This window comes from Microcystis sp. M083S1 (assembly GCF_020246405.1).
Taxonomy (GTDB): domain Bacteria; phylum Cyanobacteriota; class Cyanobacteriia; order Cyanobacteriales; family Microcystaceae; genus Microcystis; species Microcystis aeruginosa_C.
Genome location: NZ_JADBTB010000179.1, coordinates 1 through 20,371, shown reverse-complemented (window position 1 = coordinate 20,371; position 20,371 = coordinate 1). Strand labels below are relative to the sequence as shown.

Below are 20,371 nucleotides of genomic sequence, written 5' to 3'. Positions count from 1 at the left end.
TCAGGTCTAATTTAAAGTTGTGGGTAAATTGGCTGCGTCAAAAACTTGATTATGCCACCAAATATTATCACCGGCTATAATATTTGTGCCGTAACGAGGGACGATGCCATAAACAGTGCCGGGGTCATAACCCAAAGCTTGACTGATGAGATTGTAGAGACGTTGTAGATCAAAACCCCGGGGGTCACAATGGGGATATTTTCCTTGATTAATCAGAAAACTATCCACGGCAAAATGGCTGACAATTTGCGGTAATTGTCCCGTTTGTAAGGCTGCGAGGAGATAATATTTCGCCGTTTGTTGGTATTGAAAATCGCTGTAACCGGGGAGGGGTTGCAAGCGTCCTTTGGTCAAACAGTGGGATCCCGGCGCTTGTACCAGTTCAATGTTAACGCTGGAGATAACCCGACGATTTCTTTCGGCAAAAACCGGCTTCAAGCGATCGCAATTAGGGTGAGATAGCTGCTGACAAATCGCTTCTGTTGCCCATAATGCGGTGCTTTTTGCCCCATCAAAGTAATTTGTGGGATATTCTTTGACTAAACGCCTAAAGACTGCTTCTGAAGGCGTATTTAACCAAATTCTCGCTCTTTTTTCTAACTCAGGAGCCGATCGCGTACTCAAAGGAACACCCGCTAAAGCAAGTGCAAAACCCTTGACGCGGATAGTTTCTGGGGTAAGTTGCCACAGTTGACGCACTAATTGATCCCTGGTGTCTGCGGGCAGCATTTCGGCCGCTTGTTCATAAAAAGTGGCAGTGGGACGGTGACGTTCAAAAAAAGGCCGGGCGATCGAGTCTAAAATGTCTCTATCCCTGGAATTCGGTTTGCGGGGGATGTAAACATTCGGACCCAATTTCATCGGACCGCGAGCATATTTTTTCTGCTCTTCGATGTTACCCGCAGTCATACTCCAAGCTGTATCGTGGAGAATAAACAAAGGAGTGCGATCGAGGGTTAATTCGGTTTCTGGCGGGGCAATTTGCAAAAATTCGGCGATTTTCTGCTTTTCTAACTCATCTAGGCTCTTACCGGCTAAATTCTCCCCCACAGTGGAGGGATTAAAAATATTTATGGTGGCAGTGGAGAGACTAGAGGTATTCAGTTTTAAAATCAGTAGGGACAAGACCAAGCTAATCACCAAAGAAGTCACTCCCGATCGCCATTGTTCCCAGGGAAAGATAGAATATCTAGGGAGAGAAAATTGTCTTGATTTTTGCCGTCTTTGTCGATTCATCTGACCTTTTTAACTCGCTTTCCACCCATTGTATTCACTTTCTCGAAAAAGGCAATTAATACTAAATCCGTTGATTATAAGCTACATATCAGGATAGGCAATAGGCACTCTTGCAATAGGTAGCTTTGTTCTCCCCACACCCCACTTCATAATTCATAATTCATAATTCATAATTCCCACACCCCACACCCTACACATAATTACTGAGGAACCATTGAGTATTAAAAGCTCGATCGCAGGATATTTCTAGTAATCTTATGCCTGATTCCGGCAAAACTGCGATTTTTTGCTCAAAATCAGTCCAATCGCTGATTAAATGGTAATCGATACCGTAGGTGTGACAGAGTTGGCAAAAGTCGATATTTTGGGGAGTGGCAAAAAATTCTTCAAAGGGAGGGTCAAATTTGGCGATCGGCAACATCTGGAAAATGCCTCCCCCCTTGTTATTGATTAAAATTATGGTCAATGAGCCAACAAAATATTTTTTGATTAAAAAACCATTTGTGTCGTGTAATAGGGCTAAATCTCCCGTTAATAGCAGACTGGGGACATTTTTATAAGCTATTCCTATCGCAGTGGATAGGTTGCCGTCGATGCCATTGGCCCCGCGATTAAAATAGGGACGAATTTGGCGATCGCTAGGCGGGTTAAAAAATTCGGCATAGCGAACAGGCATACTATTAGAGATAAAGATCGGGGTGCGGGGGGGGAGGTATTGGGAGAGCAGCCAGGGGATTTTCCCTTCAATCAGTTTAGTTTCTGCTGCCAAAAGGCGATCGATAGTTAATCTGGCTTGCTGGTCGAATTTGTGCCATAATTGCCGATATTCTCGATTATTATCGGTTTTATCTGGGAATAAATCCCCTAATTGCTCGATATTTACCCTGAGATGTCTGGTTTTTCCCTGTAGAGGATCGTAATTATCGGGATGGGGATCGATAATCCAACGCGGACAGTCGATTTCTTCTAACCAGGTCCGTAATTCTTTGCTGGTGGGTAATTCGCCAATTTGTAGGACAACATCGGGGGTTAATTGGGTTCTAAGGGCAGGATTCCGCAATAATAAATCATAGGTAGTGATGAGATGGGGATTTAACCCTGCATAGTTTCGCAGAGGAGATAAAGCTTCTGCTAAGACGGGATATTGTTGCGATCGGGCTAAATTAGCGATCGCCTGACAGTAACTTTCGGGGTTTTGCGGGGAAGCTAATCCCGCGATGATAATTCCTTGGGGGGGTAAAGAAGGAATTTCGAGAATTGAGTGGTTAATGGCGATATTTTGCCGAGATATATGGCTAAAAAAAGCTTCTTCGTCAAAATTAGCCTCTAAATTGTTAATTTCTAGATCGGGAGTTGGTGCGAGGGGATCGCGAAATGGTAAGTTCAGATGCACCACTCCGGGGACAGGATCAAGACAGCGCCACCACGCGTGGATGATAGTTTGACGGAGATAGCGTAAACGCTCGATATTGGCACTAGGACAGCTAATTTCCGCTTGCCAGTTGGGATAATTACCGTAGAGTTTGACTTGATCGATAGTCTGACCGGCATGAGCATGACGCAATTCTGGGGGGCGATCGGCGGTTAGAATTAATAAAGGGACATGACTTTCTTTTGCTTCAATGACTGCGGGATAAAAATTAGCCGTGGCGGTCCCGGAAGTGCAGACTAGAACCACCGGTTGATATAATTGTTTGGCTAATCCCAGGGCAAAAAAAGCGGCCGAGCGCTCGTCTAAGATGGGAATAGCTTCAATCTGGGGATGTCTTGCCAAGGCTATCGTTAAAGGAGTCGAGCGCGATCCGGGAGAAACCACCCCTATCGTCAATCCCAAACGGGCCAATGTTTCGACTAAAATAGAACCCCAAAGTGTATTAAGATTGCGAAAATCGATCGACATTTATCAATTCAGTGGCAAAGGTTAGGGGACAATAAGTTAAAGAGTCTATTAATAAATTTAACATTGGCTGGAACTGGCCAAGAATAAGTTATTCCTGAGTCAGTGATCCTAGTTAAGTTTACTCTCGATTCCCAGGCCAATTTATCCCTTTTCGGGGTTCCTTCTCGCCAAGTTTTAACCAGAAAATTTATAGGTTAATACCACATTGATATTAGCTGCCAGCAGGGCCAAGAATAACAGGAAAGTAAAGCGATCGATCCAGAATTTTTTAAAGAGACCAAAGATATCCTTGAGATAGAATACTCCCAGAATTGCTGCCGTACCGATCATAAAATAATAGCGACCGTAGGGAGAAGCTAATATCCATGCTGTCAAGTTGAGATGAATCGACCAAACTCCCAGAAAGATAAAAATAATTGAGGCAGTTAATCCGTCCGTTTCCTGGCGAAAATCATCAAGAAAGATGCCTAGAATAATAAACATAAACGGATAAAAAGGAATCATATACCAAGTAAAAAAGTGACTTTGCGCTCCCGTGGCAACTAAAATTAAGGTGTAGAGGATTACCGGTAAAGCGAGTAATCTAACTTGGGGACTAGCGGGATTTTTTCTGAGAAAGGGTAAGAGGGTTAACCAGCTAAAAATTAACCAACCATCCTCGAAAAATACCGTAGGAGTGGTTAGATATTTGACAAAGTTAAAGTCCTCAAAACGCAGGGATTGTTCTTGAAATATCTTACGAAAAAAATCGTAGTCGTAGATAGCACCGTAGAGAAAATAGAGAGAGAAAAAGAAAGCACCGATCGCAGTCACATAAATGGCTTCTCGTCCTTGCTTTTCGTAAATCAAGAGGACAATTAATAATACTACTAAATAAATGGCTGTTACCTTGACTAAACAGGCTAAACCAGCTAAACAAGCGGCAATGTAGAGATATTTTTTCTGCTTAGTTTGATAGTATTGCCAATACAGTAAGATGATAAATAAGCAGAAAATAATCATTAAATTTTCACTAATAGCTAATCGAGATAGAAAAACTGTATTGGGATTGGTGGCATAAATTAAACTAGCGATTATAGCGATCGATAAATTACTTAACTTGAGAGCGAGTAAATAGACCAAAACTATAGAAGCAATACCTAAGAATAAAGAAGGGACTCTAATAATAGTTAAACTGCAATCAAAAAAAGTTTTTGCCCCTCCTAAAAGAGCAAATAAACCCACCAATAAACCAAATAAAGGAGGATGATCAAACCAGGGAGTAACCAAACGATAACGGATATTTTTCGCTTCCCAAACCACCGTAGGAAAATTATCCGTGGGACTTAACCATGACCAACTGGTGGGGATACCCGTTTGTAATAAACTCATGCCACTCCAAGCAAAAGCATATTCATCAGAAGTCCAATTATCTGGAGGCAAAGAATCATAATTATAGATTCGCAAAAAAGCACCTAAAAAGGTGATAATTGCTCCAATCAACCAATGTTTATGGACAGTCAAAAAGCTGGGCATCGATTATTAAGGACAAGGGGCAGTGACCAAATAATAGTCAGAATTTCATGGTATACTAGATGGGGTGATAATGACAGAAAAATCGGGATGATTAAAGTAAACAGACGTAAATTTTGCCAGTGGATCAGTCTGATCGGTGCAGGAGTCGGCATGGCAGCGATTCTAGATAGAAAAAATATTGTTTCCCCCTCCACCGCTACAGCAATCATCCCCCCGCAACCCCCCCAAAATTCCTCTTTTCCCCCCCGACAAAGCTTTTCCTTTGAAACCGTTACTCTCGATCCTAGCGGTTTCGTGATCGAGCGCAATTCCCGCAGCGCCGAATACTACAGCGAAACCCTTGCGGGATTAGAGATGATTGCTATCCCTGCTGGCACTTTTATCATGGGGACACCGGACGGAGAAAAAGGAGACTTTACCGGTAGTGATAAACCCCAGCGCTTAGTCAAGGTGAACAGTTTTTACCTGAGTAAATACCCGATAACCCAAAAACAATGGCAAATTGTCGCTAATATCCCCAAAATTAACCGCGATTTAAACCCCAATCCCTCCCACTTCCAAGGGGATAACTTACCCGTCGATAGCATCTCTTGGTATGATGCGATCGAGTTTTGCGAGCGACTTGCCAGGGCCACCGGCAGAAACTATCGGCTCCCAAGCGAGGCACAATGGGAATATGCTTGTCGTGCCGGCACTACCACACCCTTCTACTTTGGTGCCACCCTTACCAGTGAATTCGCTAACTACTATGCCATTAAATTTCCCTATGCAGTGGAAAGAGAGAGCGAATTTCGAGCTAAAACCACCCCTGTAGGCAGTTTTCCCCCAAATGCCTTCGGATTATACGATTTACACGGCAGTTTATACGAATGGTGTGCCGATCCTTGGCATCGCAACTATAAAAATGCTCCCAACGATGACCAAGTATGGCCGGCCGATCCTAATAGCACCGGCAATCGTTATCGCGTCCTGCGTGGAGGTGGTTGGGGGACAGAATTGAGGGAATGTCGCTCCGCTAGTCGAGGCCAATTTAGCCCCGATAATCGCTATAGTGTATTAGGATTCCGCATCGCCAGTAGTTAGCTCAAAATTCTGGTTTCAACAACTTTGCCGGTAAATTGTGCGTCTCTAAACCTGTTTTAGTCTGTGAGTGTAAGCGAGTGACCAACTGTCCACCCTATCCCTTTTTAACCACCCCCGTCGGCTCTTTGCAAATCCCTTTTTTAGAGCAAATTGAAGGAATTATTAGCAATAATAGTTATATTCTCAGGGATGAACCCCAGTTACTCAAATTATCTCTAGTTATTCCCACTTATAACGAGCGAGATAACGTTATTCCCCTAGTCGAGAATCTCAGTCAATTACTCGATCGAAAAATTCCCGATCAGTATGAACTAATTATCGTCGATGATGACAGTCCCGATCGCACTTGGGAATTAGCCAGCAAATTAACCCCGGATTACCCGCAACTGCGGGTGATGCGTCGTCAGGGAGAAAAGGGATTAGCGTCGGCAGTGGTGCGGGGTTGGCAAGGGTCAAGGGGTGAGATACTAGGAGTAATCGATGGAGATTTGCAACATCCCCCCGAAATTCTCTATAATCTCCTCGAAACTATCGAAAAAGGAGCCGATTTAGCTCTTGCTAGTCGTCACGTCGAAGGGGGAGGAGTGAGCGAGTGGAATCTGCTGCGAAGATTTCTCTCCCGCGGCGCTCAAATTCTTGGTTTAATTCTACTGCCAGAGGTGGTCGGTCGCGTCTCCGATCCCATGAGCGGTTACTTTATGGTCCGCCGTCAAGCGATCGCCGGTCCGATTCTCAATCCCACCGGTTACAAAATTTTACTAGAAGTCATCGGCAAAGGCCGCATCGAAACCATCGGAGAAGTGGGTTATGTCTTCCAAGAGCGCCTAGAGGGGGAAAGTAAGGTAACTTGGAAACAATGGCTAGAATATATCTTTCATCTGCTGCGTTTGCGCTCTCAAAAGCCATTAAGGTTTTTAGATGCAATTGTCAATCTACCTTTAGATAGATTTATTCGCTTCGGTTTAGTGGGATTAACCGGGGTTTTTGTCGATATGGCCTTTCTCTATCTTCTCAGTGATCCCGCCGCTTTGGGTTGGGGATTAACCCGCAGTAAAATCATCGCCGCCGAATTAGCAATTATTAATAATTTTATCTGGAATGATCGCTGGACTTTTGGCGATTTATCCGCTCGTCAACGGGGTTGGAATAAACGCTGGAAAAGATTTTTCAAGTTCAATTTGATCTGTTTAGCTGGTTTAATTTTAAACGTCTTGCTGCTCAACCTTCTCTTTAATGGTTTAGGAATCAATCGCTATCTAGCTAACTTTATTGCGATTGCCATCGTCACGGTTTGGAACTTTTGGGTTAATCTTAAACTCAGTTGGCGGGTGACAAAATAGCCAGCTAGAAGCAAAAAAATGGTGGGCCAAAATTGAGATGCGCTTACCCTGTTGTCCATAGCATTTGATCCCCGCTTACTCCACCCTATGATCCTGATTACAGACCAAATTTACCAGTCTATTTTCACCCACGCAGAATCCACCTATCCCGAAGAATGTTGTGGGTTACTCCTAGGAAAAATTACCGAGACAGCAGCCGAAGTTATCAGCATACAAGCAACAGAAAATAACTGGTCAGGCAATAAAAGAAACCGCTTTAGTATTGCCCCAGAAGTGCTTTTACAAGCTCAAAAATCGGCGCGGGAAAACCAGCTAGAAATTATTGGTATCTATCATTCTCATCCAGATCATGCCGCCATTCCCTCGGAAATTGATCGCCAATTAGCCTGGTCAGGATATACTTATTTAATTGTCTCCGTAGTTTCAGGGCGGGCGATCGATTTACAAGCTTGGCAACTGGACGAGCGCGAACAATTTCAAATCCAACCTCAAGAATTAAAATGTTTTTGACATCGCTTGAGAACAAAAAAGAAAGGCTGGGGAAAGTTTTTAAAATCCATAATTCCCAGCACCGTATTATCATCTACTTTCCGAAAAGAGTCATTAATCGGCAAATAATCATAAATCATCGTGGCGCTAACTTTGTCCCGATATTCCATCATTCGCAGTCTAGCCTGACTTGTCTCTGTTTTTAGCAAGGAGTTGGTCAGCATCAGCAAAGGTTTCAGAGAATTATTTTTCAGTATCGGCAGCTTCAAAATCCAGTTCATGGCCGTGGGATTGGGTGCCACCTTAAAAATTTTTCCCTGACCATCTAAAAATAACAGGGGGTGGACATTCTCAGTATCGACAAATTCTTTACCATACCAATTAGATGCCTCTAATAAACCATCCATGGGGTGATTTGTCTCAAGTCCAGAACCTTGCCAAACACCGAGCATAAAGTCTAAACTCACGGGTTCGAGAGCGTCAAACAATTCTAACGCTCTTTCGGTGGTCGTTTGACCAGCTTTAAGAATCGACTGGCAGCTTTCTAATTCTAATGTTTCCATTGTCTCGCTCTTCTTGTGTCCTGACCATAATATTATAGCTTCTCAGCCAGAGGGTGGGGGATTGCCCCTCGGCTAAAATCACCAAACATCCCACATATCTTCACTCAATGGGTCATCGTATCACTCTAGGGTTTCCAGCCATTCACTCATTTCTTCCTTGATGGTTTCTTTAAGTTCTCGCAAATCATCTTTATCTATTAGGCCTTTTTCCAGTAAGAAAGTGTAGAACTTTTTCAGACTACCTGCGTTAGCCTTGAGGCTTGATTGACTGGCCCACAGGGCCTTTTTGATAAACCAATAACCCAAAAAGTCACCGACCATATCTACCCCGTCTTTAGCTTCTACTGCATCCTCATAGAGTAAATATTCGTTGATATAAAAATCTATATTTGAAATATGATTATTAATGGTTTTTTCCGACAAACCTGATGATTCTAGCCAACTCTCGAAATCCTTTAGTAATTCATGATTGACTTTTCTTATCTTTTGACAGTCAGCCTCATATTTCTGGGAATCATCCATCTCAAATTTCTCTCCTCTAAATCGCTGCTCAATGGTCAATAGGGTAATTAATCAAGTCTTTTTTTCCAAGCGTCTAAAGCCGCCATTTTCTCCTCAGGGTCAAGGTCGGCCAACCGCCGGAATCGCCTTTCTCTTTTCTGCTAAATAGCTTCAACGATGTTAGACTCAATTTGCTCAATGATGGCGGCCACATCTTCTTCTGTATCTCGAGGTTGGGTTAATTCCACATCCGTTGAGGAGAGGTACATTTGGGCCCAGTCTCGGTTTTCCAGTTCACACTGGTCAATCACCGAACTGGGGATGTTTTTCAGGGTGATGCTATCCCATTCAATGCCGATGAGATTGCTCTGCCGCTCAATTATCACAATTCTTCCTTGCCAACCACCGATGTCAGTCCCCAAATCTGGGTCAAGTACACCCTGTTTGACGATGACCGAGTCGCCGACTTTGAAGGCAAACTCTGACTCGGAAAATTCGGGCGACAAGCTGGAGGCAACCGAGAGATGATACTCGCTTCCTAGCTCTTTTAACTCAAAATCCACAATCATCCGCTTGTTTTCCGAGAAATAACGGTTTTTCCTAGCGATTAGCTCCTCGATTAGCCCTTGAATATCCGCCTTGAGCCTTTTATCTCCTTTAAGAAGGTCTTTATTAAAAACTCGGTCTATCATCTCTTGCCGCTTTGACTCGGGGGACAACGCCAGATTCCAAGCGATTATCCCTATGGTCAGCAGTGTTCGCATAGATTCCTTCGTTTCATTGGATTTGCGGTAAGGCTCGATAAAATCATCCAGAACTTCCGACATTGTGACTTCCCTGGGAGGAGAGACGACAAAGTCCTTGAAAGCCGATGACTTTTCTCTTAATTTCTTCTCAAAGCTTTTCAAGGGTTTTTCGGATCCTTGGGACATTTTCTGCAGCCTGAGCAGTTCACTAAATGCCTTCGATTTTTTAGCCATGATTGAGCCAGAAAATATGTGTTATTAATCCTGTTGGGTTGCTGAACAACATTGGAATAGGGAAATTGTAACTGCTGTCAGGGAGCGATTGCGCTCTCATTATTAAATCTTAAAGTTCTGGTCTGAGTCGTCAGCTGTTGACTGCTATCCGATACTTTTTTGTTAACATAGATTAGCAATGCACTTTCAGAGATTCTCTTAAAACAGAGGATATCTCCTTCCCAAATCCCCCGCAAGGGAAAAATATGTCTCAAAAGCCGATTTATCTAGATTGCCACGCCACGACACCCCTAGATCCGCAAGTTCTGGCGGCGATGTTACCCTATTTTACCGAACACTTTGGTAATGCCAGTAGTATTAATCATGTCTATGGTTGGACAGCCGAGGCTGCGGTTAAACAGGCACGAGAAACAATCGCCGCTGCTATTAATAGTAGTCCCGAAGAAATTATTTTTACCAGTGGAGCAACAGAGGCCAATAACCTAGCTATCAAAGGGGTTGCCGAAGCTTATTTCGCCAAGGGACGGCACATAGTTACGGTGGTGACAGAACATCGCGCCGTTTTAGATCCCTGTCATTATCTGGAAAAATTGGGTTTTGAGGTGACAATTTTACCCGTCAGTGGTGATGGTCTAATTGACTTGGAATTACTAGAAAAATCTTTGCGTCCTGACACGATTTTGCTGTCAATTATGGCGGCTAATAACGAGATTGGGGTGATTCAACCTTTAGCGGCAATTGGGGCGATTTGTCGCCAGTATCAGGTACTTTTGCATACGGATGCGGCCCAAGCAATCGGGAAAATTCCCCTAGATGTGGAGGAAATGAATATAGACCTGATGTCCTTAACTGCCCACAAAGTCCACGGACCGAAGGGAATCGGTGCGCTGTACGTCCGGCGCCGGAACCCCAGAGTTCGTCTCGCCGCTCAAATTCAAGGGGGAGGCCAGGAAAAAGGACTGCGATCGGGTACAATATTTACACCACAAATTGTCGGTTTTGCCAAGGCGGTAGAATTGGGCATCAAAGCGATTGAAGAAGATACCAGCTACTTAAATCAGTTAAAAGCCCGTTTATGGGAGATTATCAGTCAATTAGACAGAATTTATCTCAATGGTCATCCTAGCCAAAGATTAGCCGGAAATTTAAATATTAGTATTGAAGGGGTGGACGGTGCGGCGTTATTGTTAGGATTACAGCCAATAGTGGCTCTTTCCTCCGGTTCTGCCTGTTCTTCTAGCCATACCGCCCCCTCCCACGTTTTAACTGCCTTGGGTCGCCCCGAATCTCTCGCTTATGCCTCTCTGCGCTTCGGGTTGAGTCGTTTTAATACTTTAGAAGAAATTGAACTGGTGGGGGAACAGGTGGTTTTAACGGTTAATTCCCTCCGCAAGGCCAAAAATTTTTGACGTTTCGGCTCCTATCCACAAGTTAGTTTCGGTCTAGGTTTGAAAAATTCCGGAAAAGGTTTCTATGATTGCCTTTGACTGATTGCCGTGCCAGTTAATAACATTGATGCTTGGTTTTCAGTCCAGTGAATCATCCAACTCGGTTGTAATCCCAAAACAATAATAAATAAAGCCAAAGCAATTTCGGGAAATCTTTCGGGCCAGGTACTGCGAGGAATGCGCGATAATTCAGGGGTTAAACGACCAAAGAAAACCCGATTAATCATCAGGAGAAAATATACTGCGGTTAAACCACTAGCGACCAAACATAAGAGCGTTTGTATCGGGAAAATCGGGAAACTGCCACGAAAGACCAAAAATTCGGCGATAAATCCTACCATTCCGGGGATGCCGGCGCTGGCCATAGCCGCTAAAATCATTAACATTCCCGTGATTGGTAAACCTCTTTCTGGATTTAATAAACCGCGTAGATAATCCACATCCCGGCTGCCGGTTTTTTTATACACTACTCCCACCAACAAAAATAACAAAGCGGAAATTAAACCGTGACTAATCATCTGCAAAATCGCCGCGGTGATGCTTAATCTGGTGGTGGCCGCCGCCGCTAGTAAAATATAGGCCATGTGGGAAATGGAAGAATAGGCGACTACTTTTTTCATATCCTTTTGGGCAATAGCGCAACTGGCCCCGTAGAGAGCGCTGATAGCTGCTATCGTTGCTAACCAAGGGGCGATAGTCACCCAAGCATCGAGGAATAAACCGACTCCAAAGCGCAGCAGTCCATAGGTTCCTAATTTGAGTAATATTCCCGCTAAAAGCACAGAAACGGGGGTAGATGCTTCGACGTGGGCATCCGGTAGCCAAGTATGAAAGGGAAAAATCGGGATTTTGATGGCTAATCCAATCAGAAGGGGGATGAGGAGCAGTAATTGAGTTTTAACGTCTAAATTGTTCGATAAAAGGGGGTTATAGGCGAAATTATTAGCACCGGTTAGCCAAACTAAGCCGAGGAAAGAGATTAGCACTAAAAAGCCTGAAATTGCCGTGTATAATAAAAATTTCATGCCCGCATAACCGCGTCTTTGACCCCCCCAAATGGCAATGAGAAGGTAAAGCGGGACGATTTCTAATTCGTAAAATAGGAAAAATAGCAGTAAATCCTGCGCTAGAAAGGCCCCCGCTACTCCGGCATTGAGTAACAAGAGCAGGGAATAGTAAAATTTCGGACGGTTAACCTCTGTGCCACTAGCATAAAGAGCAATTATTGTCAAGATGCTGTTAAGAAAAAGTAATGAAAATGATAAGCCATCGACACCGAGGGCATAATTGAAACCGAGGAAATTAATCCAAGGCAGGTTAACCGTGAACTGCATTTGCGGGTTACTAGGGTCAAATTGCCAGCCAAGGAGAATATTCAGCAGTAAGAGAACGACAGAAAGAGTTAGAGCTAATCCTCGCACTTTTTTCGCCTCTAGAGGCGTGTAGGCAATCAGTATCGCCCCTATAATCGGTAGCCAAATAAAAGCGTTCAGCATTCTTTACTGGAAATGGGGATGATAAACCTTCCTATTATTGCCTGAGCGGTCAATCTTTGGCAAGATAAGCTGTTAAACATTTAACTGAGTGTCAGCAGAAATCCCCGAGGATTAAGTACGTTGAATAATTGTAAACTTTTGTCAAAAAATGCAGTCATATCAAAGAATCGTCGCTAAACTTCCAGAAAGTTTCTGTTATTTCAGCCTATTGTCAGAAATCTACTTCAAGCTTCTGGGTGTGATATACGAAAAATTCTGCGATTGCACCAAAACAGGCTGATATGCCGAAAGTTTCCACAGATAGTTACTCAGACCTCAAAAAATTGCCGTTTATTAAGAGAGGAGCAAGTTAAATGCCGAGTAATTTTTTCAGTTTATTATTCGACCTTTCCTTTTCCAAATTTATTGGAATTAGAATTATTGGTTTAATTTACGGAGTAGGGGGAATTTTTATCTTCCTATTTTCTTTAGGATTTTTGATAGGTGGATTTCAAGCAGGTCCGGGTCAAGGTTTACTGGCTTTTCTCTTGTCTCCACTTTTATTCCTATCACTCCTGATTAGCTTTCGCATTGGTTTAGAGGGATTTGTGGCCTCACTAAAAACTGCTGAAAATACTTCAGAGCTTGTTGAACACTTCAAACGGCTTCCTTAAGTCTGGAGTTTTTCATCGCAAGCTTCTGAAAACAAGTTAAGGTCATGCCAAATCATTAACCCTTAAATGAACTACTCCACTATGCTACGAGATTGAGTAGAGTGGTTCATTTTTATTTATTTACACCATGCTGCACTTGCGCTTCCATCCAACCCTGTATAAGTATCACATCTCACACCATTAAAATTAGCACCTGTCACATCCGCCCCTGTAAAATTAGACCGGGCTATGTCAGCATTTATCAGGCTTGCTCTTTTTAAATTAGCATCCATTAATTTTGCATAGCCCATATAAGCACTATTAAGTCTGGCACTCGATAAATTTGCTCCTATTAATTTGGTGCTATCCAAGTTAGCTCCCGTCAAAATTGCGCCACTTAAATTGGCTTTGGTTAAATCAGAACCACCAAGACTAGCACCACTTAAATCAGCGCCTTGTAGATTAGCGTGTCTTAGATTTAATCCACTCAAATCTGCACCGCTTAAATCACATCCGGGGCATTGTTTTGTTTGCTTAAATTTCTTTACATGATCGATATTTTCAGCACCGATAGAACTTGCTAAACTCACAGAAGATAGAACGATTATTGAAAAGATGATAGTAAGTTTCATAGCTATTTTACCTCAATTTTTTTTCAAACAAATAAGTAGCTGGTTATAATTAAATTTAAAATGGATTTTAGGTTCGATCCCCCCTGCCCCCCTTGATAAGGGGGGTGCAGATCCCCCCTTAGTCCCCCCTTAATAAGGGGGAATCTGATAATTTTTAACGCCTACCTACTTAAGAAGCAATTATAACATAGTATTTCCCTGATGCGGACAAAAAGGATGCGATCCCTCAGTGCATTTTCTGAGGGCAGTTTATCCTCCACTAACCCTATTAAGTCCAACGAAACTACCTTTGAGATTTTCATTACTAGGGAAATCGCAAAGGTTTTGAGTCATATCAAATAAAAGCCTTTTTTAGTAGGGCTTTTACCTATATTGAGCGAACCCTATCTTGTAACATCGGGATAAGATGGACATTCATCTGTTACTTCCTCCTTGTCACAGATTATGCGTCCCAAGAGATTGATGATTCCCCAGGGAGCATCGATACGATTACCAAGGCAAACAGGCTTTGTTGTTGGTACTTTATTCTTTTCTTCAACAATGGTTGTTGTTTCCACGTATGCTGTGAAGGTTCCCTGGTCAACTATTGTGTTTTTTTCCGTAATTGTATAATCGAAATCGTTTTCTCCCTGTCTGACGATTAGAAATTGTCCATCGTGTCCTGAACCGATGGTTATCTCGGTAATTTCGGAGCCTCTGCCCCGGCTATAATCTCGATCGGCGAAGGGAAAAGGATGAACTCGCTCGGTGGAGGGAAAACGATAACTATTCACTCTCGCCATTCCCCGGCTAACATTTCTAACAATAACCCTTCTGTCCCGACTCGGAGGGAAGGCGGTGGAGGTAAAGCTTGCTTTTACTATACCTTTAGAAAACCCTGGGCATTCACCAGTGTATCGGTACATGGGAATCACCAATCTGTTGAGAGAGGGACTTCCTATTATTTCCAAACCAACTTCCGGCGATTCCGTTTGCTTATTCTGTTGTTGTTGGTTGCTGGTGATAATTGGCGGGTAAATATTAATGGCTTGGGTATTTGACGGCAGACAAGTTAGGCAGAAACTTAGGCTGAGAAATTTCAGAGGTGAAATGAAACCGTTATTCATCATAATTGGGGTTCAGATTCGCTTGAGATTATATTCTCTATAATACCTGAGTCTGTGAAACTTAAAGCATCGCATTTTTCCAATCGGTTAAGGAATGTTCCGAAGTCGGAAGCTGCAAGAAGTTTATAGGATGGCAAGTGACCTCTTTTAGCTTCAAGACTGTAGTTGGGGGGATTGGTCAATGGTCCTTCATAGCCACGCCGCCACCCTACCCTCTCTTCAAATTGCTTATAGTCATTTTTTACGCCTTTCCAGATTTCCCCCTGAACACTAAAGCCAAAATGTCCACTGGAATATTGCACCCAAAGTCGATTAATAATCTTCAGGTTAGAACAAGACAGATTGTTGATGATGTTTCCGTTAAAGTAGGTTTGATCTGTACCTCGAAGCATTAGTTTTTTCGTTTCGGCTTCGGCCCGCTGCCAATTTCCCTGTTCGAGAAGACTGCGAAGTGTCTTAAAGAGATTATTATCGGGCAGCGGAGTGGCTCGACAGTCGGCCACTACTTGGATATTTTGCCAGCTTGCATAAAGATTAATAGGAACGGATAAAAATTCTATAACTTGTGTGTTAGGGTCTCTGTCACCTCCCCCATTAATTCCCACCAAACAGCCGTTTTCGTGTAATAGTGAACCGCCACTCATTCCCTGTACAAGTTCGAGTTTATGGGCAATTTGATATCCCCCTGCGGCTTTTCTGTCAATACCAAGTATATTCCCTGGACCCAAAAATCGCGCACGTCGGTCTCGGCTAGTTTTGCTAGGAACTGCCCAGCCAAATACATAAACTTTACTTGAGCCAGATAGCTCTTCTGCATTACCTATTCTAACAGTTTCGTATTCTATTGTACTAAAAAACTGGAGAATTGCTAAATCAGCATTCGGATGAATTTTTACCGAGGAAATTTCACTTATATATTGTTGTCTGTCAGAAGTTTCAACGCGATAACCAGTAGAGTTGAGCATCCCTTGGCTGGTTAGCTTATTTTCTTGATTGCAGAATTTTCGATCATTTGAATCAAGAAGAAGTACATGGCAGTTAGTCAGGACAGTATATAAATACCCTTGCCGTCCTTTAGATGTATCTTTTTGTTTCTGAACAATTGCTCCAGTACCTGGTTTATGACCAATTATTTTGACTGTAGTTTGTTTGGCGATTTCCTCAACTTCTCTTTGGGAGAGAGCTAATAAGCCTTGCTGAGTTAATGAAACCGCTATTAATCCAACAATAAGCGAGTTTATTGGGGCTAATATTTTCATCTATTTATCAGATATTACTTTAATAATTTGTTCGCTGGGGATTGCCCAACTTGAGTTATTGATTAGAGTCTGCAAATCCGGCGATGGTTGAGAACCATCTTCATAATTATCGGAGTTTTCCCACAAAACGGGATGTCTGCCGCTGATGCCGACTAATTCTCCCTTTTGATTGAGTAATGGACCTCCGCTCATTCCCTTTTCAAAGTCGCCATTATATCCGATTTGATATCCTCCTTCTAGCGGTTTTTCCAAGAATGCAACTATTTTACCCGGTGTAAAATCAAACTCGTCGTTTAGGCTCTGAGTGCTTTCTTTTGTTTCTTTTTTTTGTATTGACTCATTGGCTGGATAGGCAAATTGTGGTTGCAAATAAAAAGGGAAACCCGCCGCTAACACATATTCCCCTCTCTTTAGGTTAGCGGAGGAACCTAGGCGAGAAGCTACATAAAAGCAGGGGGATTTAAATTGTAGTAAGGCTAGGTCATTCCGAGCAAAATTTGCAGTTTTTACCACTTCTGAAATATGAATCTTTCCGTCAAAGGTTTGAATGCTGTAGGAAAAGTGATTATCTTTGAGAACATGGGCGTTAGTAATCACTTTATAATTGTTGTTTTGGGAGTAAATTATTACTCCAGAACCGATAAATTCTGATTCATATAATATTTTTACGGTGATAACTTTAATCTTATTATATAAAGAGTCGATCAAAATTGGTCGAGAAGATGGGCATCCCGACCGAATAATGTGAGGAGCAAAGTAGCCATTATCTGCATCAGTCACTAGCCTTAAGGCTGGACTACTGATCAGAAACATTATTAGTAAAAGTTGACATTGGGATTGATTCACTGCCAAACTTACTCCTAGCGAGGCTCATTTTCTGAAGCTTCGATTATTTCTTCAAGATTGTTAATAAAAGTCTCGACATTAATATTAAGTTCTCCTTCTGAATCATAGGAAAAAGGCTGGTCAGTAAATCTAAATTTTGAAGGATTGCCATAGCGATTCATATTAAATAGTTTTTGGGCAACTTCTTCAGGGTTTACTCCTGCTTTTAGAGTGAATAAAACCTCGTTTTTAGCGCAACTTCCGCCCTTAACTTTCGGAACACAGATAACGGGATAGCCATTGACATTTGAAGTTTTAACATTGGTCAGCAGAGGAGCATATTGATTGAAGCGATCGGAAACCGTGATGCAGCGTTTCCTGTTGTCCCATCCTGAATCGGCAAAGTCGTTGGAAGTCCATTCAATTATCGCTATATTTCTTTTAGGGCGTTTGACAAAGGTATTCCACTTTCCCTGAAGTTGGCCGCAGAAGAACAGTCCTTTTCCTGCGGACTTGCTAGGTTCTGGTAAACTAAAAGTGGCAGCACCAGTTAAGAATAACATCGCCAGAATTTGGCATGGCTGTCGGTGTTTCATTTTCAATGACCTCTTTTTTTCGTTTTAGTCGCTAGTCTAACATGGGATTCATCCCAAATCAACTTTTAATAATACGATTAACTCCCGATCGAGCTTTAAAAACCTGCGCCCCGCTTCCCACTTAAGTAGCTGGTTATAATTAAATTAAAAATGGATTTTAGGTTCGATCCCCCCTGCCCCCCTTGATAAGGGGGGTGCAGATCCCCCCTTAGTCCCCCCTTAATAAGGGGGGTGCAGATCCCCCCTTAGTCCCCCCTTAATAAGGGGGGCATCTGATAATTTTTAACGCCTACCTACTTATTTATAGCTATCAGTCATCAGCCTTGAAGACGTTATTAAACAAGATGTAGTATGAAAGCTGGTCAGGATAATCTTGACACCGATAATTCAGAAACTCGGCCGCAAAACTTGGATTTTCTTGTCAAAATTGCTGGCAACGGTACGCCCATCTCCACTGAGGGCGATCATTCTAGGTGAATCGAAAGATTTGGGAGAGGAAGGGGAGTAGCTAAAAATCTCCTTTTTGGTGTTTAGGTTCCATAATCTAATGGTTTCATCGGAACTGCGGCCAGCAATTATCTTGCCATCTTCGCTGATAACTATCAAACAGATATCGGCGGATGACCCTGCTTGGAGAGGAGAATCTTTCCAATCGCTATCTTTCCAGATTCTGATATTGTCTTGGCAACTGCTACTAGCGGCGGTGGTTCCATCGGCACTGACGGCAACCGAGGGGGCTGTCCATGGATTGATAGAGGGAAAAATGCGTGGTTCGTATGGGTTACTGCCTTGTTTTTGCCAAAAACTGATGTCACCGCCCGAATGTCCGCTGACGATAATTGATGCGTCTTGATTAATGGCAAGGGATACCACCTCTTTTTCCACCGGTAGCGTCTCGATTAAATTTCCCGTTGACAGATTCCAGAGTTTAACTGTTGTATCTTTTCCACCAGTAACCAGTGTATTGCCATCGGAACTTAAGGCTAGGGCGATCAAACCTCGTTGGTTTGGCAGGGTAATACGTTCTTTCCCCGTTTTTAAATCCCAAACCTTGATTGTGCCATCTTCACTGCTGCTGGCTAATATTTGTTGATCATTACTTATGGCGATCTCTAAAATAGCTTTTCCGTGTCCTGCTATGGTTTTTTTCCGTTTTCCAGTTGCCACTTCCCACAGGTAGATGTTCCCTTTCTCATCCCCACCTAGCAAAGTTTGACCATCTTCGTCTAGTACAAAAGAATTAATCTGGCTCGACGGCTCAATCAAGGGAAGTTCTTCAACCGTTGGTTTATTTGGGAACAAGAAATTCAACCACGGTTTTATTATTGGATGGGCAACCCCAAGAGAAAACCCACCAGTTATAACAATAAAAATTACCCAGAACCAACGGTTAAACCTCGATAGTGGGAGAGGTCGACGTGGGGAAGTAGTAGTAGTAGATTGGTTGACAGAAACAGTCGGTTGGGAAGAACCAGGCAAGCCGGTTAACATTTCTGGAGCAGAGGTGAAGCGATCACCGGGGTCCAAACAGACAGCGCGATCGATAACGGCGGCTAAATTCGAGGGTCGGTGGGGCGCATCTTTTCGCCAGAGGATTTCACCGGTTTTGGGGTCTCTGGCGAGATCTTGAGGAGTTTTGCCCGTCAGCAGGAAAATTGCGGTTAGACCCAAGCTGTAGAGGTCGCTGGAGAAAACTGGATGGCCAGCTATTTGTTCTGGTGCCATGTAGCCAGGAGTTCCCAATGGGACTGTTGTATTGCTGACATTGATGTTGTTCACCTCTTTGACAATACCAAAATCAATGAGAACAGGTTTACCGTCGCTGGCCCGCAGGATGATATTGTCGGGTTTGATGTCCCGGTGGATGATTCCTCGGCCGTGGATGTAGTCGAGGACGGGTAGGAGTTCTCGCAAGATTTTTTCTACTTGCGCTTCCGAGAGGTTGCCTTTTTGTTGGTGTTTTTGACTGAGGGTGATCCCTTCAATCCATTCTTGGACGAAGAAGAAATTTTCCCCTTCTGAAAAGTACTCGTAAAGTTCGGGAATTTGTCGGTTATTTCGCCCTAATTCTTCTAAAATAGCGGCTTCTCGCTGGAAACGTTCTTCAAACCAACCGGGAGTTGGTGCTGTGTTAGTTGTATCATCTGGCTTTAGTTGCTTGATTACACATTTACGGCGGGAGGGCATACGAGTATCGATCGCGAGGAAAGTTTCGCCAAAACCGCCTCTACCTAGTGTTTTCAAGATTTCATAGCGATTGTTTAGCATTTAATAGCGACTGTCTAATAGGAATGCTGTTATTTTAAAATAGATAAATCCGTGGGGGTGATTTTCTTTTCAACCCGGGCTGCCGAACATCACTAATAAAAAGCCGGCGATTAATTCACGAGTCGGGGAATTGACAGATTGCAATCCTTTATCCACATTTTTGTCCGAGAGGGTTCATAGAAAACCTGCCAAATTTTATATCCCTGTGGATCGGTTGCTGTAATGCCCGTTAGCAAGACCACCTGATCAACGATTAGATAACTTCCTCTAGTTCCTTTCTGAGCATCATACACTCTACCGTCCGCTCGAATCCTATGATTTTGACAATTTCCCCTGCGACGGGGTTTGATAATAGCAACAACATTAAGTAGTCATGCAAAATTAATTACCCAAATAAAAAATTAAGAAGTATAATACATAAAAAAACGAAGCAGCAGGAAAATACAATGAGATTGATTAGAGACCTAAACCCCGAGAGCCAGAAAATGCTAGAGAGAATTTA

The 20,371-nt window shown here is 43.0% G+C and carries 18 protein-coding genes; 5 read left to right on the top strand and 13 right to left on the bottom strand.

The window, feature by feature from the left end; translation table 11 throughout:
* Positions 1-6: 6 nt before the first annotated feature.
* The 3 genes from IM450_RS16350 to IM450_RS16340 all read right to left on the bottom strand — a co-directional run bounded on the left by IM450_RS16350 (position 7) and on the right by IM450_RS16340 (position 4,651).
* Positions 7-1,236, bottom strand: coding sequence for a hypothetical protein (locus tag IM450_RS16350; RefSeq protein WP_287664717.1), 1,230 nt, complete (start codon positions 1,234-1,236; stop codon positions 7-9).
* Positions 1,237-1,426: 190 nt separating this feature from the next.
* The gene (menD, locus tag IM450_RS16345; RefSeq protein WP_002799986.1) at positions 1,427-3,136 is read right to left on the bottom strand and encodes a 2-succinyl-5-enolpyruvyl-6-hydroxy-3-cyclohexene-1-carboxylic-acid synthase; all 1,710 of its coding nucleotides are present in this window, start codon (positions 3,134-3,136) and stop codon (positions 1,427-1,429) included.
* Positions 3,137-3,310: 174 nt separating this feature from the next.
* Positions 3,311-4,651: an ArnT family glycosyltransferase gene (locus IM450_RS16340; RefSeq protein ID WP_002799987.1), complete on the bottom strand. Its 1,341-nt coding sequence runs from the start codon at positions 4,649-4,651 to the stop codon at positions 3,311-3,313.
* Positions 4,652-4,738: 87 nt separating this feature from the next.
* Between IM450_RS16340 and IM450_RS16335 the strand changes: the two genes are divergently transcribed.
* From IM450_RS16335 to IM450_RS16325, 3 genes are all read left to right on the top strand, one after another.
* Positions 4,739-5,734, top strand: a complete 996-nt coding sequence (locus tag IM450_RS16335; RefSeq protein ID WP_287664712.1) for a formylglycine-generating enzyme family protein — start codon at positions 4,739-4,741, stop codon at positions 5,732-5,734.
* A gap of 77 nt (positions 5,735-5,811) precedes the next feature.
* Positions 5,812-7,074: a glycosyltransferase gene (locus IM450_RS16330; RefSeq protein ID WP_287664709.1), complete on the top strand. Its 1,263-nt coding sequence runs from the start codon at positions 5,812-5,814 to the stop codon at positions 7,072-7,074.
* 87 nt (positions 7,075-7,161) lie between these two features.
* Complete coding sequence (locus IM450_RS16325; protein WP_002799991.1) at positions 7,162-7,584, top strand: Mov34/MPN/PAD-1 family protein; 423 nt, start codon at positions 7,162-7,164, stop codon at positions 7,582-7,584.
* Here IM450_RS16325 and IM450_RS16320 read toward each other — a convergent pair.
* The 3 genes from IM450_RS16320 to IM450_RS16310 all read right to left on the bottom strand — a co-directional run bounded on the left by IM450_RS16320 (position 7,563) and on the right by IM450_RS16310 (position 9,607).
* The gene (locus IM450_RS16320) at positions 7,563-8,126 is read right to left on the bottom strand and encodes a DUF4334 domain-containing protein (protein WP_287664705.1); all 564 of its coding nucleotides are present in this window, start codon (positions 8,124-8,126) and stop codon (positions 7,563-7,565) included. The two genes, IM450_RS16325 and IM450_RS16320, sit on opposite strands and share 22 nt — an antisense overlap.
* 120 nt (positions 8,127-8,246) lie before the next feature.
* Positions 8,247-8,648: a phage integrase SAM-like domain-containing protein gene (locus IM450_RS16315; protein ID WP_002740193.1), complete on the bottom strand. Its 402-nt coding sequence runs from the start codon at positions 8,646-8,648 to the stop codon at positions 8,247-8,249.
* 140 nt (positions 8,649-8,788) lie between these two features.
* Positions 8,789-9,607 carry a hypothetical protein gene (locus IM450_RS16310; protein ID WP_287664701.1) on the bottom strand — a complete coding sequence of 273 codons (819 nt, stop codon included), beginning with the start codon at positions 9,605-9,607 and terminating at the stop codon, positions 8,789-8,791.
* 245 nt (positions 9,608-9,852) lie between these two features.
* On the opposite strand from IM450_RS16310, the gene IM450_RS16305 reads away from it, so the two are divergent.
* Positions 9,853-11,016, top strand: coding sequence for a cysteine desulfurase family protein (locus tag IM450_RS16305; protein ID WP_287664698.1), 1,164 nt, complete (start codon positions 9,853-9,855; stop codon positions 11,014-11,016).
* 62 nt (positions 11,017-11,078) lie between these two features.
* On the opposite strand, the gene IM450_RS16300 is transcribed toward IM450_RS16305, so the two are convergent.
* On the bottom strand, positions 11,079-12,551 hold the full coding sequence (locus IM450_RS16300; protein WP_002799996.1) for an NADH-quinone oxidoreductase subunit M: 1,473 nt from the start codon (positions 12,549-12,551) through the stop codon (positions 11,079-11,081).
* A 353-nt stretch (positions 12,552-12,904) separates the two neighbouring features.
* On the opposite strand from IM450_RS16300, the gene IM450_RS16295 reads away from it, so the two are divergent.
* Positions 12,905-13,204, top strand: a complete 300-nt coding sequence (locus tag IM450_RS16295) for a DUF4282 domain-containing protein (protein ID WP_002799997.1) — start codon at positions 12,905-12,907, stop codon at positions 13,202-13,204.
* A gap of 116 nt (positions 13,205-13,320) precedes the next feature.
* On the opposite strand, the gene IM450_RS16290 is transcribed toward IM450_RS16295, so the two are convergent.
* From IM450_RS16290 to IM450_RS16265, 6 genes are all read right to left on the bottom strand, one after another.
* Positions 13,321-13,815, bottom strand: coding sequence for a pentapeptide repeat-containing protein (locus IM450_RS16290; protein ID WP_287664693.1), 495 nt, complete (start codon positions 13,813-13,815; stop codon positions 13,321-13,323).
* A gap of 383 nt (positions 13,816-14,198) precedes the next feature.
* Positions 14,199-14,924, bottom strand: coding sequence for a hypothetical protein (locus IM450_RS16285; protein WP_287709510.1), 726 nt, complete (start codon positions 14,922-14,924; stop codon positions 14,199-14,201).
* Positions 14,921-16,180 (bottom strand): GUN4 domain-containing protein, encoded by a 1,260-nt coding sequence (locus tag IM450_RS16280; RefSeq protein ID WP_287664688.1) that lies wholly within the window; start codon positions 16,178-16,180, stop codon positions 14,921-14,923. The genes IM450_RS16285 and IM450_RS16280 overlap by 4 nt, the downstream gene beginning before the upstream one ends.
* A complete protein-coding gene (locus IM450_RS16275; RefSeq protein WP_287688723.1) occupies positions 16,181-16,960 on the bottom strand; it encodes a S1 family peptidase in 780 nt (259 codons plus the stop codon).
* 80 nt (positions 16,961-17,040) lie between these two features.
* Entirely contained in the window at positions 17,041-17,601 is a 561-nt protein-coding gene (locus IM450_RS16270; protein ID WP_287709509.1) for a COP23 domain-containing protein, read from the bottom strand.
* A gap of 387 nt (positions 17,602-17,988) precedes the next feature.
* The gene (locus tag IM450_RS16265) at positions 17,989-19,869 is read right to left on the bottom strand and encodes a serine/threonine-protein kinase (protein WP_287664680.1); all 1,881 of its coding nucleotides are present in this window, start codon (positions 19,867-19,869) and stop codon (positions 17,989-17,991) included.
* Positions 19,870-20,371 lie beyond the last annotated feature (502 nt).